This is a genomic window from Microbacterium meiriae, assembly GCF_040685015.1.
GTDB lineage: Bacteria > Actinomycetota > Actinomycetes > Actinomycetales > Microbacteriaceae > Microbacterium > Microbacterium meiriae.
Window position 1 is genome coordinate 1078833 of record NZ_JBFBHD010000001.1, and the last position, 21262, is coordinate 1100094.

Here is a 21262-nt window from a genome sequence, read left to right on the forward strand (position 1 = left end):
ATCGCACCAACGGCGGAGACGAAGGAGGGACCCGATGGGCGCGACCAGTCCGCTCTCGATCGTGGCGCGGTCCGCACTCCGGCTGCGGGACGCCGGGCCGGCGACCGTCAGCGACCTCTCCCGCTCGCTCGAGGTCTCTCGCACCTCCGTGGAGAACGCCGTGGCGGTGCTCTCCGACTCCGGACTCCTCGTCGACGCTCCCGCGCAGAACGGCGGCGGCGCGGGGCGCCCGGCCCGCCGCTACTCCTTCCACGCCGCGGCCGGTGTGGTGGTGGGCGTGGACATCGGGGTCGCGAGCGTGCGGGTCGTCGTCGCGGATCTCGCGGGCGTGGTCATCGCCCAGCGGGCGTTCCCCGGCGTCGCGGAGCAGCCGGACGGCCCGGCCAAGCTCGCCGCGGTGATCGACGACGTCCGCGGCACTCTCGCCCCGCTCTCGCTGCCGCGGACCGGTCTGCGGGCGATCGGCGTCTCCCTGCCCGGCATCGTCGACGACGACGGACGGGTCACCACCTCGGTCGTCATCCCGGAGTGGTCCGGCATCGACATCGGCTCGCAGCTGCGTCAGGCGTTCGGCTGCCCCGTGGCCGTCGACAACGGCGTGCGACTCGCGGCCGTCGCGGAGCACCACCTCGGCGTCGCGCAGCTCGTCGACGACGTCATCTACCTGTCCGTCGGCAACCGCATCGCCATGGGCCTCATCCTCGGGGGCCGTCCCCGACGCGGCATCCACAACGCGGCGGGAGACATCGGCCGCCTGGCGTTCCGTGGCCTGAACACCGAGACCGGGCAGATCTCGTGGCGCACCGCCCCGACGGCCGCCGAGGTGTTCGCCCTGGCGCGCACCGGAGAGCAGGCCGCCCACGAGGAGCTCGACGGCTTCATCGATGAACTCGCCCATGGGATCGCGACCCTGATCATGACGGTCGACCCCGCCATGGTCGTGATCGGCGGCGGACTCTCGGCCGCGCACGAACAGCTGCTCGACCCCCTGCGCGCCGCTCTGCCCGGCCACCTCGGACTGCCGTTCCAGGTGCCCGTCGCGGAGGCACGGCTGGGAGCGGAAGCCGCCGCCCACGGCGCCGTCGTGCACGCGTTCCAGCGGCATCCGGGCGACATCTACGGCATCGAGGACATGCCCGCCCCACCGATCACCCCCCTGCCGCACGACCCCGCGGCCGGCGACGACCCCGAGGAGAAGCAGTGAGCACGTTGAAGGTCGGACTCATCGGCGCGGGCGGGATCTCCCGCGTGCACGCCGACGCCTGGCGGGCGCTCGGCGTGCAGGGCTTCGTCACCTCGAAGGAGGGCGCCGAGGAGATCGCCGGCGAGTACGGGTTCGAGGTCGTGGGCGACGTCGATGCGCTCCTCGAGAAGGTCGATGTCGTCGACATCGTCACCCCCAGCAGCACCCACGCCGACTTCGCCCTGCGCGCCATCGCCCGCGAGCTCGACGTGATCTGCGAGAAGCCGCTCGCCGCGACCGCGGAGGCCGCCGCCGAGGTGACCGCCGCCGCAGCCGCCGCGGGAGTGCGGCTGTTCCCCGCGCACGTCGTCCGGTACATGGGGGAGTACGCCCGCATCAAGGCCGGCATCGACGCCGGGCAGATCGGCATCCCCGCCGTGCAGCGCTTCCGTCGCCTCGGCGCCGCGCCCCAGGCCCCGTGGTTCTTCTCGGAGCGCGCCGGGGGCGGCGTCATCCGCGACCTCATGATCCACGACATCGATCAGGCGCTGTGGTTCGCCGGCCCGGTCGACAGCGTCTACGCCGTGCAGAACCCGCCGACGGTCGACGACCGTGTGCCGGCCCCGGTCACGGCGCACGTCGTGCTGACCCATCGCAACGGGGTCATCAGCCACGTGCACGCGAGCTGGGTGCAGCCCGGCATGCCCTTCCGCACGAGCGTCGGGGTCGCCGGCTCCGAGGGGCGCCTGCGCTACGACAGCGCCGAGGACCACACGCTGCGCACCGACGCCGTGCTCGTCGAGGGTGCGACCGACTACCTGCCGCCGATGTCACCGGAGGAGAGCCCGTACTACGCGGAGATCGCCGACTTCGTGGCCGCGATCGCGGAGGGACGCGACGCCGCCGTCACCCCGGAGGACGGGATCCGGGCGGTCGCGGTCGCCGAGGCCGCCTACGCCTCGATCGCCTCCGGAGCCCCGGTCGCCCTCCCCGCTTCGTCCCCCGCCGTCGCCGTCGCCGAGGAGGCCACCCGATGACCGCTCCCCGCCCGCTGCGGATCGCCGTGCTGTCCTTCGCGCACACGCACGCCCTCAGCTACGTGCACGCGCTGCAGCAGATGCCCGACGTCGAGCTGATCGCCGCCGACCCCGACGGCGCCTCCGCCCCGGACGACGCTCCGCGCGGCGCCGCCCTGGCCGCGGAGCTCGGGGTCGCCTACGTCGAGACCTACGAGGACGCCTTCGCGTGGGGCCCCGACGCGGTCGTGGTGGCCGCCGAGAACTCCCGTCACCGCGCCCTCGTCGAGCAGGCCGCCGCGGCCGGCGTGCACGTGCTGTGCGAGAAGCCGCTCGCGACGACCGTCGAGGACGCGATCGCGATGCGCGACGCCTGCAACCGGGCGGGCGTGCTGCTCATGGTGGCGTACCCGGTGCGCTTCTCCCCCGCGGTGCGTGATGCGGTCGCCGAGCTGCGCAGCGGACGCCTCGGGGCGATCCTCGGCGTCACCGGCATCAACAACGGCAAGCTGCCGCAGGACCGGGCCTGGTTCACCGACCCCGAGCTCGCCGGCGGCGGTGCCCTGGTCGACCACGTCGTGCACTGCGCCGACCTCCTCGACGAGCTCCTGGGAGAGCGCGCGCAGACCGTCCGCGCGGTGTCGAACAGCATCCTGCACGGGGAGCGCGACCTCGCGGTCGAGACGGGGGGCCTCGTGACGATCCAGTATCCGAGCGGCGTGGTCGCCACGATCGACTGCTCGTGGAGCTGGCCGACGAGCTCGGCGACCTGGGGCGGCCTCACCCTCGAGGTCGTGGCAGAGCGCGGGACCGTGACCGTGAGCCCCTTCGCGAAGGGCGTGGCCGGGCACGATTCCCACGGAGAGACCTGGACCCCGGTCGGGGCCGACCTCGACGCCCTGCTGCTCGAGGAGTTCGTGCAGGCCGTCCGCGCGGGCCGTCAGCCTCAGCCCGACGCCGGTGTCGGCATCCGGACCGTCGAGATCGTGAAGGCCGCCCAGGAGTCCGCGTCCCGCGCCGGCACCCCCATCCCCCTCTAGCCCCGGGGCGTGCGCACCTCCACCGGCACCTCGCGGGATCGAAAACGGTCCCACTCCCGTCCCTCCAGGCCCGTTTCCCGTCCCGCACGTGCCGCGTCCCGCCATGCGGGATCAAAACCGCGCCTTCCGCTCCCGTACCGGGCCCGTTTCCGGTCCCGCACCCACCGGCATGGCCGAGTTCCCGGCCCGCTGGGTCGACACGTGCCCGATCGAGAACGCGCCTGACTCAGGGCCCGCGGGTGCGATTCCCGTCCCGCACGGAGACGGCACGTCCCACTCCCGGCCCTCCCGCAGGCACACCGTGCGCGCATGCCCGCCTCCCCGCCCCTTCCGTGGCGGGCGAGCGAGCGGGCATGAAACCGGCGCGACGGGCGTTGTACCCGGGGCCGCAGCGACACGAAGGAGACATCATGCGCATCGACCTCGCCGGGAGAACCGCCCTCGTCACGGGTTCCACTCAGGGCATCGGACTCGCCATCGCGACGACCCTCGCCGACGCGGGAGCGCGGGTCGCGGTCAACGGACGGAACCCCGAGACCGTGTCGTCGGTCATCGCCACGCTGCAGGAGGAGGATCCGGACCGGAACCTCGTCCCGGCCCCGGGCGACGTCACCACGGAGGACGGTGCCGCTGCGGTCCTCGCCGCCACCGGAGACGTGGACATCCTCGTCAACAACCTCGGCATCTTCGGAGCGACCCCCGCGCTCGACATCTCCGACGACGAGTGGCGGCGGTATTTCGAGGTGAACGTGCTCGCCGCCGTCCGGCTCATCCGCGCGACCCTGCCCGGCATGAGCGAGCGCGGCTGGGGGCGGGTGCTCGACATCGCCAGCGACTCCGCGGTCGTGATCCCCGCCGAGATGATCCACTACGGGATGTCGAAGACCGCGCTGCTCGCGGTGTCCCGGGGTTTCGCGAAGGAGGCGGCCGGCACGGGCGTGACGGTGAACTCAGTGCTCGCGGGCCCGACCCACACCGGCGGCGTGGAGGACTTCGTGTACTCGCTCGTGGATCCGCAGCTGCCGTGGGAGGAGGCGCAGCGTGAGTTCATGCGCGTGCACCGCCCCCAGTCCCTGCTGCAGCGGCTCATCGAGCCGGAGGAGATCGCGAACATGGTCGCGTACCTCGCGTCCCCGCTCGCCTCGGCGACGACGGGCGCCGCGGTCCGCGTCGACGGCGGTTACATCGACGCCATCATCCCCTGATCCTTCGAATCGCGCACGTGGCGGCATCTCCGGTCGGAATGGGGCCATTCGGGCGATTCGAAACGGAGGGGTAAGCTGGCCCCCGGAGAAGCACGGAGAGGCGGTGATGGCGATGTCCGACGATAGTAACGACGCCGCCCTCGCTGCGTCGCGCTTCCCTGCATCTGCGCGTTGAGCTCCCGCTCCGCGTCCGTGCCTCTCGCCTCGCAGTCATCGGCGGCGTCTCCCGCCCCCTGACGAATCCGCACGCAGACCGTGGTCTGCGTGCACCCGCGAGAACGGAGCCGCATCATGGCGCTCATCGACAACGGCGTGTACGTCCACGGACGTCGCGTGGAGACCCCGAAGAACCTGGACGAGACCTACCGGATGCTGGATGCCGCCGGCGGGATCGCGTGGATCGGTCTGTATCGACCGAGTCCCGAGGAGGTCGCGTCCGTCGCTCGGGAGTTCGATCTGCATCCGCTCGCCGTCGAGGACGCGCTCTCGGGGCATCAGCGCTCGAAGGTGGAGCGCTACGGCGACACCCTCTTCGCCGTGCTGCGCCCCGCTCGGTACCGCGACAAGGAGGAGTCGATCGAGTTCGGGGAGCTGCACCTGTTCATCGGCCCCGACTTCGTGGTGACGATCCGCCACGCCGAGTCGCCGAACCTCGCCGCGGTCCGCCGCCGGATGGAGGCGAACCCGGAGCTGCTCGCGATGGGACCGGAGGCGGTGTTCTACGCGATCCTCGACGAGGTCGTGGACGAGTACGAGCCCGTCGTCGCCGGTCTCGAGAACGACATCGACGAGATCGAGGACCAGCTCTTCGGCGACAGCGACGACGACGCCCTCTCCCGCCGCATCTACGAGCTCTCCCGGGAGGTCATCAACTTCCAGCGCGCCGTGCACCCCCTGAGCGGCATGCTGGAGTGGCTGCGCCGCGGGTCGGAGAAGTACCGGATCGACGAGGAGCTGCAGCGCTCGCTCCGCGACGTGCTCGACCACACGATCCGCGTCAACGAGCGCGTGGACTCGTTCCGGGCGATCCTGGAGAACGCCCTCACGGTGCAGTCGGCCCTCGTCGCCCGGCGGCATTCGGAGGCGGGTTTGGCCCAGAACGATGAGATCAAGAAGATCTCCTCGTGGGCGGCCATCATCTTCGCGCCCACCCTCGTCGGCACCGTCTACGGCATGAACTTCGACGTGATGCCCGAGCTGCACTGGGCGTTCGGCTATCCGATGGCGATCGGGGCGATGCTTGCCTTCGCCGTCGGCCTGTTCGGGGTGTTCAAGTACAAGAAGTGGTTGTGACGCGCAGGCTGTCACGCCGATTCAGGCCATCGCTTCCGGAAAGCGCCTGAACCGGCGTGACCGCCTGTCTCATCGAACAGCGATCACGGGGAACGCCGGGTCGTCGCCGGAGGTCGCGGGGATCTGCAGCTGGGCCTTCTGCGCCGAGTCCAGCGTGAGGGTCCACCGCAGCCCCCGAGCCGTCCGCTCGACCTCGCCCACCGGCGGCACGGGGACCTCGACATCCGCGAACGCCGTCAGATCGATGTCCACGACAGCCCGTCCTCCCACTGCCCCGGCGTTGGCGAGGTCCAGGACGATCAGCGTGTCCTGCGCGGCTCCCGGCTGCGGGGACAGCTCGACCGAGTAGCCGATCGCCGACTTCGTGTGCACCGAGAACCGGATCGGCGCGGTGGTGGCCGAGGTGTCGGTGCCCATGACCGTCCGGGCCACGACCTCGTAGGTCCCCTGCGTCAGCGGCGCGTCCACCGTCCAGGTGCCGTCGTCGCGCACGGTCACGAACCGCAGGAACGGCGTGAGCTCCCCGTCGCGCACGTGCACGCGGACGCGCGAGCCCGGGACGCCGGTACCCGAGATCGTCGTGGTGGTCGCCGCGACCGTGGTTCCGGCCTTCGGGGTGAGGATGGTCGGCGCAGCCGGAGAAGTGCGGATGACTATGGGCGCACGGGCCGCGCCGGCGGTCAGAGTGCTCACGCCCGCAGGGGCATCCGCCGGGATGGGGAACACGGTCGCGAACCGTCCCTGCCCGTCGGTCTGCACCGGCATGGTGGCCGTGCCCACGCGAAGCTCCACACGGCTCCGCGGCGGATACCCGCTGCCCGTCACCCGGAACGGCTGACCGGTGAGGGCGACACGGGAGTAGACGCCGACGGCGGGGACGGAGGCGCCGATGTCGGCGTCCATGAGGCCTGCGCCCATCCGGTCCGGCCCTTCGTCCGCGACCCCGTCGGCCGTTGCCGTGATACGGCGCGTGACCTCGTCCGGGGTGAGCGTCGGGTCGGCCGCGAGCAGCCGCGCGGCGAGCCCCGCGACGTGCGGGGAGGCCATGGAGGTGCCGGGGAACAGCGCGTAGATCGAGCCGTCGTCCTGACGGGTCACCGCAGACCAGACGACGCCGGGTGCGGTGACGGTGACCGTGCCCGCTCCGTAGTTGGAGAATCGAGCCATGACGACGGCGCCGCTGGTCTCGTCCTGGTCGGCGGCGGCGACCGAGATCACGTCGGGCAGCCCGGCCGGGGCCTTCAGGCACGACGAGTCGACCGGCCGCGGCTCGGGTGCACCGTCATTGGGGCTGACGACGTCGGTGGTCATGGTGGCGAGGTCCTGCGCCTCGTTGCCCACGGCGGCGACGCTGACGACGCCCTGCTCATGCGCGTACGCATACGTGCGCCGAAGGGCTTCGAGCGCGGCGGACTGCGTCTCGTCGCCGGCGCACCAGACGTACCAGGGGTCGACGTAGTAGCTGTGGTTCACGACCGGGATGTCGTGCCGGACCGCCCACATCGTGGCGCAGATGCTGGCCTCCGGGTAGATGTGCCCTGTCTGGTTGTCGACCTTGATGGCCGCGACACGCGCGTCCGAGGCGATCCCCCGGATGCCGGCGCCGTCCGCAGCGCCCGCGATGCTGCCTGCCACATGCGTCCCGTGGGCCCCGGAGAGTCCCGCTTCCGGAGCCCACGCCGCCGGTCGGGTGTCCGGGACGCCGTTGATGCCGCAGCCGACCGAGAGAGCGGGGTCGATGCGGTCGGCGAGGTCGGGGTGCCCCGCATCGATGCCGTTGTCCGCGACCCCGACGACCACACCTGCGCCGCCCGGGGTCGTCGCGCCGACGGCGACCGTGTCCCACGCGGTGCCCTCGGCAGGCATCGCCTCGGGTTCCTCCGTGACGCCTGCCGCGGACTCGGCGGGGTCGGGGAGGCGGTCGGGCGTGGTCGACGTGCGGGTGGGACCGACGGACTGCACCCACGGGAGGTCGCGGAGCTGCGCGGCGAACCCGCCCTCGGGCGCCCGGACGACGGTGACCCCGATCTCCGGGTACGAGATCAGGAACGTCCCTCCCGCGTCGGCGATGGCCGCACGCAGCGTCTCCTCGCTCGGACCGCCGGGGGCGGTGTTCACGACCCAGTTCAGGGCGGGGGTGTCGGGGGCGACCTCCGCAGCCGCCGGGAGCGGGGATGACGGGATCGCGAGGGCGAGAGCGACACCGACGGCGAGCGCCACGCCGATGCCGCGGGAGAGGGGACGGATCACAGCAGCCTGCCTTTCGAACGCGGCCCTGGGCCGTCGAGTCGGGATGGTCCAGTGAACAAGAGGCGCGAAGGGGTGTTCGATTACGCGCGACCCTGGGCCGAGGTCGCGGAGGAACCAGGGGCCGCGGAAGGCAGGATGCGCGAGACTGGAAGCATGGCGCTCGAAATCCTCCTGTCCCGCATCGTCGAGAGCGGTGTGCTCGAAGACCCCGTCTCCGAGAACGGTCTCGTCTACGGACGGGCGAGCCTGGACGCCGCCGGCACCGTCGTGAACGTGAACGTGGACCCCGAGCTCGACGGCGACGAGAGCGCGGAGGACATGGATCCGGACGAGCTCGTGGCGGCCATCGCGCGCGTGCTCTCGATGAGCGAGAAGCGGTGGCGGGCGATCGTCGAGGAGGTCGCGCTCGACATCGAGGATGCGGTGGACGAGGAGCCGGTGGTCGAGCAGGTCGACCTGCGGGACGACCTCGAGGCCACGTCGGTCGTGGTGTTCGCGGACGCCGTGCTGCTCGCGTTCGTCGCCCCCCGGCAGTTCCCGGAGTCGCGCATCCTCGTGCAGCTCGATGAGGAGCTGGAGGTCGACGGCATCGAGGTGCGCGAGCCCGACGGCACCGAGGTCATCGACGTCGACACGCTCGACGAGCTGATGGACCTCATCAGCCGCGCCGACCGCGACTGACCCCGCCGACGCGCGGAAACAGGCGAACACGCGAGCACAGGCCACCCCAGAGGAATGGGCCTGCACCCGCGCGTTCGCCTGAGTGCCGGCTAGCGCGCGCTGCCGTAGTAGGTGACGTTCGGGAAGGCGAAGCCGTCGCCGTTCCCGTTCCAGACACCGGTGAAGGTGATCACGACCGTCTCACCCGAGGCGAGGGCTCCCTTCCAGTCGATGCTGTCGCCGCTCACGGTGACGGTGCCGCGATTGGCCGTCACGCTCGACGGGTTCCAGCTGGAATCGTCGAGGATGCCCGCCAGCGTGTATGCGATCTCCGCGTTCGCCGAGTCGACGTTGCCGTTGTTGCCGAACTCCATCCGGTACGTCACGGCCTGGCCCGGCGTCGGGTCGGTCGGGTTCGAGTTGAACGTGTACTGGAAGAACTCGCGCTTGACGGTGTCGGTGTCGGTCGCGCAGACGTTCGCCGCGTTACCGGCGACCGCGCAGGCCTGGTTGGTCAGCGCCCCGGGAGGAGCCGACTGGTTGACCTTGGCGTTCACCTTCAGCGTGACCGACTGCCCTGCCTCGAGTGTGCCGAGGTTGGCGGTCACGGTGCGCCCGGAGGCGCTCACCGTCACACCCGACGGGCCGCTGCCCGAGACGAAGTCGAGACCGGCCGGGAGCGGATCGCTGACCACGACGTTCGTGGCCGCACCGTCGCCGGTGTTCCGCACGACGATGTCGTACGTCAGGTCCTGTCCGAGCTTCACATCACCCTGACCGTCGTCCTTGCTGATCGTCAGCACGGGCGTGGTCTTCTTGGTGATGGTGGTGTCGTCCCAGTCACAGGCCTGGTTCGTGGCGGTTCCCACGGCGCAGGCGTTGTTGCGCAGGTTCCCGATCGGCGTGGATGCCCCGACGGTCGCCTTCACGGTGATCGTCGAGGACGCGCCAGGAGCGAGCGATGGGATCGTGCCCTGGACGCGCTGCCCGGTGATCGACACCTGACCGGTCGTGCCAGCGGTGTACGAGGCGGTGATACCGGTGAGCCCGGCCGGCAGGTCGTCGCTGACGACGACGTTGCTCGCCGCAGCGGTGCCGGTGTTGCGCACCACGATGTCGTACGAGAGCTGGTCGCCGATCACGGCGCTGTCGCGGTGATCGTTCTTGTCCACCGTCAGCGCGGGCGCCGTCGGCGTGTCCACGTCGATGTCGATGCTGTGCAGGTCGCTCGGCACCTTCGTCCAGGTCGGCACGAGCCCGAGGAACGCGCCCTTCGAGCGCATGCTGAGCTGGAACTCCACCTTCGAGACCGTGCCGTTGACCTGCACCGTGCCGGTCTTGGCGGCGAAGGAGGTCGAGGTGATCGTGTTCGATGTCACGTCCAGGTTGCCGCTCACGGCGCTGAGGCTCACCCCTGAGGTCTTCAGCGTGTACTTCGCCGAGGACTGCACGACGCCGCCGATGGAGTACACGTCACCGCCGAGGTTGGCGAGGGTGATCTTCGGGTTCGTCACCTGCTGGCCGAAGTCGACCACGACGTTCCCGCGGACGCACTCGATGCCGTTCTTGCAGGGGTAGCCCTCGTTGAGGCCGATCACGTTGAGCCCGAGCTCCCCGCCGTCGCGCACGGTGGCGAGGTTGACGACGTCACCGGAGCTCTTGATCTGCACCTTGTCGGTGGTGGTGATGCGAGCCGTCGCTCCGGCGGCCGACGCGGTGCGGGTGTCTCCCGATCCGCTCCAGCCGTTGACGTCGGCCGCCGAGGCGGCGGGGGCACCCGCGAGGGCGCCCGCCGCCAGAGCGGTGAGCACCCCCACGGTCAGCGCACCCCGAAGAAAGGATGTCTTCTTCACAGGTCTCTGTTCCTCCGTGTCTGTCCGGCGCCCGTCACCGGGTCGCCGAGGGACGACGACGCAGCGCGAACGCGCCAGCGGCTCCGACGGCGATCACTCCGGCGCCCGCGAGTCCGACGGCAGGATCGGCCACCGGCACCGGCGGACGCTCGGCGAAGGTGTGGCTGTAGTTGTAGGTGAAGCGGTGGTCGTCGGTGAAGACGCCGCCGGTGTAGAGCACCTTGGCGCTGTTGGTGATCTGCGGACCCCAGTAGTCGGCGTCGACGGTGAACGTCGCCATCGGGGTGACGATGCTGGTGCCGCCGTCGTGCGTGACGTTGAACGTCCAGACGACGTTCCCACCGACGAGCTGACCGCCGCTGGTCGCCGACGCGAAGGTCGTGTGCGCCGGCACGGGCAGGATCACCTTGTAGACGCCGTCGATCTGCTCGTCGTTGACGAGCTGCACGATCGCGCCCTCCTTGATCTCGGACCCCGGCGTCACGCCCGTCGCGGCCGTCTGGGTGGCTCGACCCAGGTAGCCGCGGGTCGAGGCCTGACCGTCGACGTCTTCCGTGCTGCGGACCGAGGAGATGCCGCCGCTCGATGCGCCGTCGGTGGAGTCGGGCTGGTCGGCGGCCATGGCCCCCTGCGCGCCGAGGAGCGAGCCCCCGACGATCAGCAGGCCGACACCGGCGCTGCACGCGGTCTTGAGGATGCTCTTCATGATGAGCCTCTTTCTTGATGTGGACACGACGAGCAGAGTGCTTCGCCGCGAATGAGACGGTGGGGACGGGGGTCGATTACGCCCGCGGACGGCGAGTATTCCGGCGCTGCGGGGCACGGACGCCGATGATCAGGAGCATCACGACGAGTCCGACGACGTACCCCAGGACGCCGACGAGGGAACCCACGAACACGTGGCTCACCTTGTAGCCCGGATCGAGACCCCAGGTATGGGTGGCCCAGCCGATCAGGACGAGCCGCAGCATGTTGACCGCGAAGACGATGCCCCACATGGCTGCGAGCCCGCCGAACAGCCGGCTCCACCGCACGCGGGTGAAGGCGAGGATCACCGCGGCGACCACGGTGAGCGGGAGCCCGATCAGGAGTGCTGTGCACTCGACCGTGATCTGCAGAGCGATCAGGTCTCCGGTCGGGGTCCAGACGAGATAGTGCTCGCCGATCGCCGCGCGCTGGCCCTCGACGAACGGCGAGAGCAGCCACGTCGCGACGACCGCCTCGACGGCGCGGAAGGAGGTGTTGACCGCCAGGAGCGCTCCGCCCGCGGTGAGCATCAGCAGGGCCACGACCACCCGCGCGGCACGGTTCGGCGGCGACACCCGATCCAGTCGACGGGCGCGGAGGGCGGGCAGGGTTTCGGTGACGGTGGTCATCAGGCCTCCACGGCGACGGATCCGTTGACGACGACGTGGGCCTCCGCATTGCGGCGTGTCTTGGCCCATCCGTTCTTGCCCCGGACGATGCGCAGGAACGCCCGCGCGATGCAGATGTACATGTAATAGACGTAGAGCCACACCCCGAGCCCCCACCCCAGCGCCGTCAGCCAGCTCGCCTGGGGTTCGCAGCGGATCTTGTAGACGAACCCCCAGACGGCGAACGGGGCGACGGAGAAGGCGAACAGCAGCCCGAGGACGCCGAGGGTGTCGCCGAGCGCGACCTGGAAGAGCTCCGGCTGCTGCACCCAGTACCCGACCTGGGCGCTGAACAGGATGAGGAACGAGAGCCCTCCGAGCATCTGGAGGAAGGGCAGCACGAGGTAGTACACGGTCTCGATGACCCCGGCGTTGTCGACGTACGGCGACTTCACCACTTCGCGGATGTACTTGACGCACTGGATGTTCCCCTGCGCCCACCGGGTGCGCTGCGTGAGCAGACGGCGGATCGAAGGCAGCGCCTCCTGGTTCACGTGCGTGTCGTAGACGTGGCGGACCTGGTAGCCCGCCAGCACGACATGGACGCCCAGCTCGTAGTCCTCGAGCAGGGCGCCGTGCCACGGTTCGCCGAAGGTGTCGCCGATCGCATCGAGCACGGAGAGCCGGGTGAACTGGCCGTTGCCGCCCAGCCCCACGGTCCCGGTCTTCGCCCGGAGCGACTGCATCGCGGCGATGGTGGTGCGGAACTCGAGATCCTGCATCCGCAGCAGGAACCGCGCGAACGTGTTGGCGAACCGCCCGCCGTGCGGGTAGGGCTTCGGGTCGTCGCGGTTCTTCATCCAGACCGCGATCTGCGCCGCCCCCACGCTCTCGTCGCCGAAGATGTCGTCGGCGGCGCAGATCTCGAGGGCGTTGGGCTCCATCTCGCCGTCCGCGTCGATGACGACGACGACGATCCGATCGTGGTCGGCGTCTGCGGGGAGCCAGGCCAGGAGCTGATGATAGGCGGCGTTGAGTGCGTCGCCCTTGCCGGTCCGCGCCTCGGGGCGACGGCGCTGAACGAGATGCACGTGCTCGTCGGCCTCGGCCCATCGGGTGACGATCGACGCCGTGGCGTCCTCGCTGTCGTCGTCGATCACCCAGACGTGGGCGCCGGGGAAGTCCCGCCGCGCCCGCGACACGGTCGTATCGATCACCGCCTCCTCGTCCCGGCACGGGATGAAGAAGTGCCATTCGAAGCTCGCCGGATCGCCCGGGGTGGTCTTCGGATAACGGAGATAGGGGATGAGGATGAACAGGACGTACGTGACGAACGCGACGCCGAGCAGGACCGTGAACGCGTTGAGCACCGGGAACATCAGGGTGTCCTCCCCGGCGCGGGGTCCTCTTCCGGCGCGACGGACCGACGGATCGGGCGGGGAGCCGGTGCCGACCGCCGCAGCAGGCGGGTGCGCAGGAGCAGCCCCGCCCCCACGGTCACCGCGATGCCCGCCGCCATGACCCAGGTGGTCATCGATTCCGGACCTGTGACGGCGAGGGCGCCGACCGTGGCGAGCGGGGTGGTCAGGGCGTTGCTGTACATCAGGACTCCTCAGTGCGGGTCGAGGCGACGGTGCTGCGGATGTGCGCCGCGATGCGCGCGGTGGCCTGCCCGTCGCCGAAGGGGGACGGCAGGGTGGCGAGTCGGGCGAGGGTCGGCTCCACCGCGCCGAGCAGGGCGGAGGCGGCCGGAGCGAGCTCCTGCGGGGTGACGAGCCGGGTGAAGGCGCCCAGCGCCTCGGGGCGCTCGGTCGAGTCCCGCACGACGAGGACGGGGCGGCCGATCACCGTCGCCTCCTCCTGTATGCCGCCGGAGTCGGAGACCAGCAGAGCGGCGTGGGCGGCGAGCGCCAGGAACCGCTCGTAGGGAAGCGGTTCCTCGGCGATCAGCGCGTCCAGGAGATGCGTGGCGTCCAACGTGCTGAGCATCGCCCTGGTGCGCGGGTGCACGGGGAACACGACGGGCCACCCCGACGCCGCGATCGCGTTGAACGCGCGGAGGGTGGCCAGGAGGTTCTCCGGAGTGTCCACGTTCTCCTGACGGTGCAGGGTGGCGAGGACGAAGCCGGCAGGCGTCAATCCGAGCCGCGCGAGCTCGTCCGCATCGCCGGCCGCGCCCGCACGCTGGGCGCGCACCGCCTCCACCACCGGATTGCCGGTGACGCGGATGCGCTCCTCGTCGATGCCCTCGGCGAGGAGGTTGGCACGGTTCGCCGCCGTCGCCGCGAACAGGTCGTCGGCGATGTGGTCGACCATCACCCGGTTGTGCTCCTCGGGCATCCGGCGATCGTGCGCCCGCAGTCCCGCCTCGACGTGCCCGAGGCGCACCCCTGCGGCATTCGCGGCGAGAGCGGCGGCGAACGTCGCGTTCGTGTCGCCCTGGACCACGACGTACCGCGGCTCGAAGCGGGTGATGGCCTCGGCGATCTGCTCGGCGGCGCGCCCGATCTGCGCCGCGCGCGGGAGACCGCCGACATGCAGCTGGAGATCGACGCGCTCGATCCCGCAGGACCGGAGGAACACCCGGGACATCCCCGGGTCGTAGTGCTGCCCGGTATGGACGACGAAGGCGGCATCTCCCAGTTCGCGGACGAGCGGAGCGAGCTTGATGATCTCGGGACGGGTCCCGAAGACGATCATGACGGAGCCTTTCGGCAGCGGAACGGACGAAGTGGACTGTGAGAAGTGCATTTCTGGGTACCTCGATCAGCCCCCGGAGGCAGGTCCCCCGTGGCTGACGCGATCAGTGGTTATCGGTGGGTCGCGCGACGCGCGGAGACGATGAGGAGCAGAGCTCCACCCGCCAGCAGCGCGATCGCGGGGAGGACGGAGAGCGGCGTGCCGCCCGTCTGCGCGAGCCCTGCAGCGGCAGGGGCACGGACGACGGTCGCCGCGCACGACCACTGCGCGTCGTCCGCGCAGGCGTGCGTCGCCGACAGCGGCGGCAGCGCGGGGAGGCCGGACAGGTCGTCCGGAACGGCGATCCCGGCCTGGACCGCCGCTGCCCGCAGGCCGGCGATCATCGACTCGTCATAGGCGACGGTGGCGCGGTTGACGACGGTGCCCTCGGCGTCTCGCGGCAGCTGCGCGCGGAGGGTCATCGTGGCCGACTCCCCGGGGCCGAGCTCCGGCACCACCCAGCCCACCCTGTCCTGCACGGCGACGCCCCCGGTCGAGGCGGCGATGAACCGCGCACCGTCGGGCAGGTCGTCGACGACGGGGATCTGCGTCGCGGCACCGGGGCCGACGTTCGTCACGGTGATCGTGTAGTCGAGGATGGACCCGGCCGGCGCGGCGGACTGCGCCACGGTCTTGTCGATCTCCAACGAGGCGAGCGGGGCCACCGCGGTCAGGGCGCATGCCTGCTGCGGGTCGTCGGGACACGGGGTGGTCACCGTCGGCGCGGGCGTCCCGTTCGGCGCAGCGGCGGAGTTCTGCACGGTGGCGCGGTTCACGAGCTGGGCCTCGTCGAGACCTCCCGGCGTCGTGCCGGTCACGTGCAGCACGACCTCGCCGCCGGCCGGGACCTCGGGGAGCGTCCAGTGGACGGCGCCGTCGGCGACCACGCCGCCCTGATCGGCCGAGACCGCGGTCAAGGCGGGCGGAAGGACATCGGTCACGGGGACATCGGTCGCCGGGGCCGTCCCGGCGTTGCCGACGACCAGGGTGTACGACAGCGCTTCGTCATGGCCGGCGACCTGCTTGTCGACGGTCTTCGCGAGGGACAACGCCGGCAGGGCGGCGACGACCGTGGAGGCGCAGGCGACACTCGCGTCGTCCGCACACGGCGTGGAGGACGTGGGCGCCGGCGTCTCGGCCGGGACACCGGCGGGGTTCTCCACCACGGCGCGGTTGACGAGGGTGGTGCCCGCGCCTGCGCGGTCGACGGTCCCGGAGACGTGCAGGGTGCTCGTGCCGCCGGCGGGAAGGGCGTCGATCGTCCAGGCGACCGCGCCGTCGGCGACCACGCCGCCTTGATCGGCCGTCGCATCGCGCAGCCCGGCGGGAAGCGTGTCGGTCACGGGCACCTGACGGGCCTCCGCCTCGCCGGTGTTCCGGACGGTGATGGTGTAGTCGAGGACGTCGCCCGGTGCGGCCGCGGCCTTGTCGACGACCTTGGCGATCGAGAGTCCGGCGACCTTCGGGTCCGGCGTGGCGGTGGCGGTCACCCCGAGGGCGTAGCCGTCCAGCGCTGCGGTCTGCGTGCCGCCGAGGGCGAAGCGGGCGACATCGAAGACGATCCGGGTGATCTTGGTGCCCGGGACGGTGAAGCTTCCGCAGCCCCCGGGGCGCGAGGCCGCGGTGCAGGAGATCCTCATGTCGCCGCGGGAGTAGCCGTCGCCTCCGTCCACGAAGGTGGCGCCGTCGGAGACGACCGCACGGGTCGCGCCGCCGTCGGCGGAGGCGAAGCGGATGCCGTCCGCGACCGAGATCCCGCCGAGTCCGGTACCGCCGGTCCCGGCGCCGAACTCGGCGATGTGGATCGCGGGATCGTCGACCGGGTGATCGAACGTGATCGTGAGCTGCCCCTCGCCGCAGCGCGACGACGTCCCGCAGTTCGCGTTCGAGTGGACGTCGAGCGTCGCGAGGTCCTTCGCCGAGACACCGGCCGCGTACATGGCGTCCGTGCCGCTCCAGGAGCTCAGCGTCTTACCCTCGCCGCCGAAGATGCGGGAGCCGCCGGCGAGTGTGGCGGTGGCGATCGTGCCGTCCGGCAGCGTGAACCGGCCGGTGTTCGCGTCGACGATGGTCGCGGCTCCCGTCGCGGCGTCAGCGGGTGCCGCGGCAGCGACGGCGCCCAGGGCGAGCAGCAATCCGAGCACGAAGGCGCCCGATCGTTTCCTCATGGCGATGTGGTTCCAATCTCGATCTCTTCATCCGCTGGTATCCGGAGATGGCGGACTCCTACAGGACAGCGATCCGCGGGGGTGATTACGCGCGGTTCCGAAATCAATCCACGATGACCACCTCCGCGCTCGCCGCGCCGGAGATCCCGGCGATGTTGGACTGCGCGAAACTCAGGGTCACTGCGGTCCCGGCGGGCACCGGATAGGCGTCGACGCGGAAGCTCGCCTGCCATCGCTCGTTCGCCGCGCACGTCCCCGCCGCCAGGGTGGCGCCGTAGGCGGACACCGTGAGGTCGGCACCGACCTCGCACGCCACGGTCACGGACAGCAGCTCGGTGCGTGAGACCTGTCCTGGCACGTCGATGAGGACAGGAGCGCTCGGCACGCTCGCCTCGGGGGCGGGTTCCGGCTCCGGCTCCGGCGGCGGCGCTGCCGGAGCGGACGGCTCCGGCGCGGCCGACGGCGGAGGGCTCGCGACCGGCGTCGCCGCCGGGGCGGATGTCGCCTCCGGGGATGGGACCGGGGTGGGTACGTTCCACGTCACGACCTCCGTGGCGGCGGGCGCCGCGACCACGGCGGTGCCCCCGACCACCGTGGCGGCGACGGTCGCCGCGAGCGTCGTCGCGGTGACCGCGGCCACGATACCGATGGTGGCCTTCGCCGCAGCGATACCCGCGACCGGAGCGGCGATCGCGGGCGGCAGCGGGGCGGCGCTGGCGGACAGTCCGGCAGATGTCAGCGACTGCCAGATCTGCGCACCGGCCCCCACCGTGATGCCGGCGGGGAAGAGGACGGACAGCATGCGCGAGCTGGCGTGACGCGCCTCCTCGGCCTTGGCGCGGCAGTCGGCGCACTCGTCGAGGTGGGCGTGCACACGGGCCGTGTCCCGGGGCGTGAGGCGCTGGCGGGCGTGCGCGCCCAGCTTCCCCATCGTCCACTGACACTCCCGGGAGGCCGGCGGGCGGGCCGCGACGTGCGCGGTGATCCAGGCCTGCCGGAGCCCCTCCCTGGCACGGAAGGCGAGGACCGCGGCCGCGCGCTCGCTGATGTCGAGGCGCTTGCCGATCTCGTGCATGGAGAGGTGCTCGACCTCGCCGAACCACAGCACATCCTGCCAGCGCTCCGGCAGGGCCAGGATGGCCTGCGAGACGAGCGAGGCGTCGAAATCGGCGTCGGCCGCGGCATCCGTGCTGTTCGGGTCCTCCACCGCCTCGATGTACTCGATGGGCACCTCGCGACGGGCGCGGCCCCAGCTGATGGCGAGGTTGCGCATCGTGGCGAACAGGTACGGCTTGAACGCGGCCGTGGGCCCCTTCCCGGCCTGGATCGCCTGATAGATGCGGGTGAAGGACTCTGCGACGAGGTCGTCGGCATCGGCTGACCACCAGTAGCTGCGGGCCACGGCCGCCGCCGCGGGTGCGTAGCGCTCCCACAGCTCCGCATAGGCCTGCTCGTCACCCCCGCGGACTCGGTCCAGCAGGTCCGCGTCGCGTTCCCTCTCCTCGTCTCTGCGTTGGTCGCTCATGGTGTTCCCTTCCCCCGAGGGCCTGTGTCGGTGAGGTGACAGACCTCACCCGTGCGTTCTCGCGCCGACGCGGGGCACGACCCGACGGATGTCGGCCGCACCCCGCCCGGCGCGTGCGATCAGCGGTTCCCGCGGCGTGCGCGTCGCGCGGCCGCCAGCGCACCTCCTATCCCCAGAAGCAGCACCCCGGCGAGCAGACCCGCTGTCGCGATCTCCCCGCCGGTCGTGGCCAGCGAGCCCCCGGGAGTGCCCGCCGGCGTCGCCGGCGTGCTCGGCGTGGCCGGAACGGGCGGCGGGGGCACGACGGCCACCGGGTTCTGCACGCTCACGGTGACGGTCTCGTCCCCCACCGTGAACCGCTCCGGGCTGATCACCGGCGTTCCCCATGCGGTGCCGGCCACGGGCTCCGGCGCCCGCTCGCGGACCCTGACCTCCGCGCCGGCAGGCAGCGCCGGGCTCGTCACCGGCGATCCGGCTTCGAGATCGAGCACCCCCGACCCCGCCGGGAAGCCCGGCCCCGCCGGGTACGCGTACTCCAGCACGTACCGGGTCCCGGCGGGGATCCGCTCGGTCGCGGCCGCCGGACCGCTGAGGGTCTTCAGCGCCGTGAAGCGCCCGACGCGCGTACCGTTCCCCGTCCCGGAGCCGCCGTGGCGGGTGACCTCCGACGTGACCGTCGACGATGTCTCGGTGCCGACCCGGATCTCGGCGGCGTTGCGGTAGGTGCCGGCCGCACCGTCGTCGGTCACCCGCGAGAGGTAGTGCACGTTGTAGAAGCCGCCCTCGACGGCGGTGAAGGTGACGGTGGTCCCGTCGGCGGAGACGGTGTAGTCGGCGGCAGGGACCTCGGTGACCGGCCCCGGGACGACGAGACCGCTGGGGAGCGTCTGCAGACCGGTGGCGACCCACAGCGACGGATAGCGTTCCCCGGCGGCGGATTCGCGCAGGAGCTCCTGGTCGGAGCCGATGACGTCGGTGACGACGACTTCCTGACCCGCGGCCATGCCCTTCGCTCCCGCCCCGACGGCGACGTCCCACGCGATGGTGTCCGAGGTGTTCTGGTACTCCCCGCTCTTGAAGTCCGCGCGGCCTCGGAAGTCACAGTCGGTCGTGCAGATGAAAGGGTCCGGCTTCACATCGACGGAAGCGGTGACGTCACCGAAGTCGTAGGTGACCGTGGTGGTCTCGCTCACCTCGGTGGTCACCGTCGCCCAGAAGGAGAAGCCTCCGGAGAGACCGACGGGGTGCTCCTCCAGGTAGGCGCTGTCGATGTCGCAGACGAGCTGCGCGGCGGTCGTCACGCAGCGTCCCGCCTCAGCTCCCGCCGCGTCGAGCAACGGGAAGGTGTCCGGCAGCCCACGGAGGCCCTCGGGGAGCTCGACGACGAAACCGGCAGGTGCGACCGGGTTGTCCGGCAGGGACCAGGTGCCGGTCAGCTCGGCCTTCGTGCCGCTGGCGACGGCCTTCTCCGTGAAGGCCAGGGACTCGACCGTCGCGCCGGTCGTGTACGGCGGGGCCGCGGTCGCCGCGACGGGGACGAGCAGGGCTCCGACGAATCCGCCGACGATCATGGCGACGGCGGCGACGCGGCGGGCGACGCGGCTCCGTCCCGAGCGGGGTCGGACGGGTGGCGAATGGGTCAGCATGTGTTCCTCCGGTGACAGCCGCGCACACGCGACGTGGGCACGGTCGAAGATGAGACACGGCGGGGCCCGACGTACTACGCGCGTTCCGCAGGATTGCGGAACGCGCCGATGCACGCCGCACGTGTCTCCACGCCGCGCGGCGTCGCACTCTCTCCGCCCGCGGCGATGCCGCGGAGCTCTCCCCCGGCCCGCAAGGTTGCCCTCCCTCGAACAGGCCGCCAACGACCGTACCCCTCATGCGGCGCATCGCAGGTGTTCGCAGCCGCGCGTATATCGGCGTTCCGGAATGGGCCGACGGAACGCCCCGAGATCGGGGATGTGCGGCGGGCCGGGGGAGCAGCCCGCCGCACGAGGGACTCGATTTCTCCACGTCGTCGGGTTGGGGATTCGACGACGTCCTGGGCCACGGATCCCGTCCGCGCTCACATGCCCAGCCTCGCCCCTCGGCAAACAGGACGGGGACGGCCCCTGAGCATTACGCCGGATAAGCTCGGAAACGTGCCGATCGCCCCCTCCGCCTCCCCTGCCACCGCCGACGACGACCTCCGCCGCCTCGCCGACGCGCTCCGCGACCCGGCACCGCTGAACTGGGTCATCACCGGCGACTCGATCACCCACGGCCTGGTGCACACCCAGGGCGGGCGCAGCTACCAGGAGCACCTCCACGAGCTGATCAGGGGCGAGCTCGAGCGCGTCCGCGACATCGTGCTCAACACCGCGATCAGCGGCAACCGGATCGTCGACATCCTCGACGACTGGGAGCGTCGGGTCGCGGGCTGGCAGCCGGATGTCGTCACCCTCATGGTCGGCACCAACGACGCCTCGGACGGCGGGCCCCGACCGGTGATCTCGCCGGATGACTACGCCGCCTCCCTGCATGACTTCGTGAGCCGGGTGCGCGAACTCGGCGCCATCCCGGTGCTCCAGACGCCGCCCGCCATCGACGTCCGCAACGCGCCGGAGCGGGCGCGGATCGCCGCCTTCGCGGAGGCCGTCCGTCGGATCGCGTCCGCGGAGGACGTGATCCTCGTCGACCAGTACGCGCACTTCGCGGAGCTGGGCGGTGGCGGGATGCCGTGGGGCCTCATGAACGACCCCTTCCACCCCAGCGCCGCCGGACACGCCGCTCTCGCCCTGGAGCTCGCCCGCGTCCTCGGCATCGCGCCGGAGGGACCGCGCGCCCGCACAGCCGCCCTCCTGGAAGGCATGGTCGGCACGGCTCGCGTCTTCGGCTGAGAGGCCCGGATTCACCCGGCCAGGGTGACCGCTCTGGACGGCGGTGACGGCGCGACGCTAGGTTGAGCGCATTCACACTCGACAGTGAGGTGG

At 71.5% G+C, this 21262-nt stretch carries 17 protein-coding genes; 7 read left to right on the forward strand and 10 right to left on the reverse strand.

What is annotated here, in order from left to right; all coding sequences use genetic code 11:
* Positions 1 to 34: 34 nt before the first annotated feature.
* The 5 genes from AB0N68_RS05315 (at position 35) to corA (ending at position 5737) form a co-directional block, all read left to right on the forward strand.
* Entirely contained in the window at positions 35 to 1204 is a 1170-nt protein-coding gene (locus AB0N68_RS05315; protein ID WP_280565768.1) for an ROK family transcriptional regulator, read from the forward strand.
* A complete protein-coding gene (locus tag AB0N68_RS05320; protein WP_363332276.1) occupies positions 1201 to 2220 on the forward strand; it encodes a Gfo/Idh/MocA family protein in 1020 nt (339 codons plus the stop codon). The genes AB0N68_RS05315 and AB0N68_RS05320 overlap by 4 nt, the downstream gene beginning before the upstream one ends.
* Positions 2217 to 3239 (forward strand): Gfo/Idh/MocA family protein, encoded by a 1023-nt coding sequence (locus AB0N68_RS05325; protein WP_280565771.1) that lies wholly within the window; start codon positions 2217 to 2219, stop codon positions 3237 to 3239. Before AB0N68_RS05320 ends, AB0N68_RS05325 begins: the two co-directional genes overlap by 4 nt.
* A 410-nt stretch (positions 3240 to 3649) precedes the next feature.
* Positions 3650 to 4444 (forward strand): SDR family NAD(P)-dependent oxidoreductase, encoded by a 795-nt coding sequence (locus AB0N68_RS05330; protein ID WP_187662924.1) that lies wholly within the window; start codon positions 3650 to 3652, stop codon positions 4442 to 4444.
* A gap of 291 nt (positions 4445 to 4735) precedes the next feature.
* On the forward strand, positions 4736 to 5737 hold the full coding sequence (corA, locus tag AB0N68_RS05335) for a magnesium/cobalt transporter CorA (RefSeq protein WP_187662923.1): 1002 nt from the start codon (positions 4736 to 4738) through the stop codon (positions 5735 to 5737).
* Positions 5738 to 5806: 69 nt separating this feature from the next.
* Here corA and AB0N68_RS05340 read toward each other — a convergent pair whose 3' ends face one another.
* Positions 5807 to 7987 (reverse strand): S8 family serine peptidase, encoded by a 2181-nt coding sequence (locus AB0N68_RS05340; RefSeq protein ID WP_280565774.1) that lies wholly within the window; start codon positions 7985 to 7987, stop codon positions 5807 to 5809.
* A 153-nt stretch (positions 7988 to 8140) separates the two neighbouring features.
* Here AB0N68_RS05340 and AB0N68_RS05345 point away from each other — a divergent pair, with 153 nt between their 5' ends.
* Positions 8141 to 8668: a cytochrome C5 gene (locus AB0N68_RS05345; RefSeq protein ID WP_363332279.1), complete on the forward strand. Its 528-nt coding sequence runs from the start codon at positions 8141 to 8143 to the stop codon at positions 8666 to 8668.
* Between the two features lie 89 nt (positions 8669 to 8757).
* Here AB0N68_RS05345 and AB0N68_RS05350 read toward each other — a convergent pair whose 3' ends face one another.
* The 9 genes from AB0N68_RS05350 to AB0N68_RS05390 all read right to left on the reverse strand — a co-directional run bounded on the left by AB0N68_RS05350 (position 8758) and on the right by AB0N68_RS05390 (position 19933).
* Positions 8758 to 10500: a DUF7927 domain-containing protein gene (locus tag AB0N68_RS05350; protein ID WP_292793348.1), complete on the reverse strand. Its 1743-nt coding sequence runs from the start codon at positions 10498 to 10500 to the stop codon at positions 8758 to 8760.
* Between the two features lie 34 nt (positions 10501 to 10534).
* A complete protein-coding gene (locus tag AB0N68_RS05355; protein WP_187662919.1) occupies positions 10535 to 11206 on the reverse strand; it encodes a hypothetical protein in 672 nt (223 codons plus the stop codon).
* 76 nt (positions 11207 to 11282) lie between these two features.
* Positions 11283 to 11876, reverse strand: coding sequence for an exosortase/archaeosortase family protein (locus AB0N68_RS05360; protein WP_292793351.1), 594 nt, complete (start codon positions 11874 to 11876; stop codon positions 11283 to 11285).
* Positions 11876 to 13234 carry an XrtP-associated glycosyltransferase gene (locus tag AB0N68_RS05365; protein ID WP_259951757.1) on the reverse strand — a complete coding sequence of 453 codons (1359 nt, stop codon included), beginning with the start codon at positions 13232 to 13234 and terminating at the stop codon, positions 11876 to 11878. The genes AB0N68_RS05360 and AB0N68_RS05365 overlap by 1 nt, the downstream gene beginning before the upstream one ends.
* Positions 13234 to 13458 carry an LPXTG cell wall anchor domain-containing protein gene (locus AB0N68_RS05370; protein WP_187662916.1) on the reverse strand — a complete coding sequence of 75 codons (225 nt, stop codon included), beginning with the start codon at positions 13456 to 13458 and terminating at the stop codon, positions 13234 to 13236. The genes AB0N68_RS05365 and AB0N68_RS05370 overlap by 1 nt, the downstream gene beginning before the upstream one ends.
* The gene (wecB, locus tag AB0N68_RS05375) at positions 13458 to 14555 is read right to left on the reverse strand and encodes a non-hydrolyzing UDP-N-acetylglucosamine 2-epimerase (RefSeq protein WP_292793357.1); all 1098 of its coding nucleotides are present in this window, start codon (positions 14553 to 14555) and stop codon (positions 13458 to 13460) included. The genes AB0N68_RS05370 and wecB overlap by 1 nt, the downstream gene beginning before the upstream one ends.
* A 110-nt stretch (positions 14556 to 14665) precedes the next feature.
* Positions 14666 to 16762 carry a DUF11 domain-containing protein gene (locus tag AB0N68_RS05380; protein WP_313366500.1) on the reverse strand — a complete coding sequence of 699 codons (2097 nt, stop codon included), beginning with the start codon at positions 16760 to 16762 and terminating at the stop codon, positions 14666 to 14668.
* 103 nt (positions 16763 to 16865) lie between these two features.
* On the reverse strand, positions 16866 to 18287 hold the full coding sequence (locus tag AB0N68_RS05385; RefSeq protein WP_268777513.1) for a sigma-70 family RNA polymerase sigma factor: 1422 nt from the start codon (positions 18285 to 18287) through the stop codon (positions 16866 to 16868).
* Between the two features lie 119 nt (positions 18288 to 18406).
* A complete protein-coding gene (locus AB0N68_RS05390; protein ID WP_292794785.1) occupies positions 18407 to 19933 on the reverse strand; it encodes a DUF5979 domain-containing protein in 1527 nt (508 codons plus the stop codon).
* A gap of 498 nt (positions 19934 to 20431) precedes the next feature.
* Between AB0N68_RS05390 and AB0N68_RS05395 the strand changes: the two genes are divergently transcribed.
* Complete coding sequence (locus tag AB0N68_RS05395) at positions 20432 to 21169, forward strand: SGNH/GDSL hydrolase family protein (protein WP_268777515.1); 738 nt, start codon at positions 20432 to 20434, stop codon at positions 21167 to 21169.
* Positions 21170 to 21262 lie beyond the last annotated feature (93 nt).

Excerpts from the sequence above, each read along its gene's own strand:
- AB0N68_RS05315 (WP_280565768.1), top strand. The coding sequence starts at position 35 with ATGGGCGCGACCAGTCCGCTCTCGATCGTGGCGCGGTCCGCACTCCGG.
- AB0N68_RS05325 (WP_280565771.1), top strand. The coding sequence starts at position 2,217 with ATGACCGCTCCCCGCCCGCTGCGGATCGCCGTGCTGTCCTTCGCGCAC.
- AB0N68_RS05330 (WP_187662924.1), top strand. The coding sequence starts at position 3,650 with ATGCGCATCGACCTCGCCGGGAGAACCGCCCTCGTCACGGGTTCCACT.
- corA (WP_187662923.1), top strand. The coding sequence starts at position 4,736 with ATGGCGCTCATCGACAACGGCGTGTACGTCCACGGACGTCGCGTGGAG.
- AB0N68_RS05345 (WP_363332279.1), top strand. The coding sequence starts at position 8,141 with ATGGCGCTCGAAATCCTCCTGTCCCGCATCGTCGAGAGCGGTGTGCTC.
- AB0N68_RS05355 (WP_187662919.1), bottom strand. The coding sequence starts at position 11,206 with ATGAAGAGCATCCTCAAGACCGCGTGCAGCGCCGGTGTCGGCCTGCTG.
- AB0N68_RS05360 (WP_292793351.1), bottom strand. The coding sequence starts at position 11,876 with ATGACCACCGTCACCGAAACCCTGCCCGCCCTCCGCGCCCGTCGACTG.
- AB0N68_RS05365 (WP_259951757.1), bottom strand. The coding sequence starts at position 13,234 with ATGTTCCCGGTGCTCAACGCGTTCACGGTCCTGCTCGGCGTCGCGTTC.
- AB0N68_RS05370 (WP_187662916.1), bottom strand. The coding sequence starts at position 13,458 with ATGTACAGCAACGCCCTGACCACCCCGCTCGCCACGGTCGGCGCCCTC.
- wecB (WP_292793357.1), bottom strand. The coding sequence starts at position 14,555 with ATGATCGTCTTCGGGACCCGTCCCGAGATCATCAAGCTCGCTCCGCTC.
- AB0N68_RS05380 (WP_313366500.1), bottom strand. The coding sequence starts at position 16,762 with ATGAGGAAACGATCGGGCGCCTTCGTGCTCGGATTGCTGCTCGCCCTG.
- AB0N68_RS05385 (WP_268777513.1), bottom strand. The coding sequence starts at position 18,287 with ATGAGCGACCAACGCAGAGACGAGGAGAGGGAACGCGACGCGGACCTG.
- AB0N68_RS05390 (WP_292794785.1), bottom strand. The coding sequence starts at position 19,933 with ATGCTGACCCATTCGCCACCCGTCCGACCCCGCTCGGGACGGAGCCGC.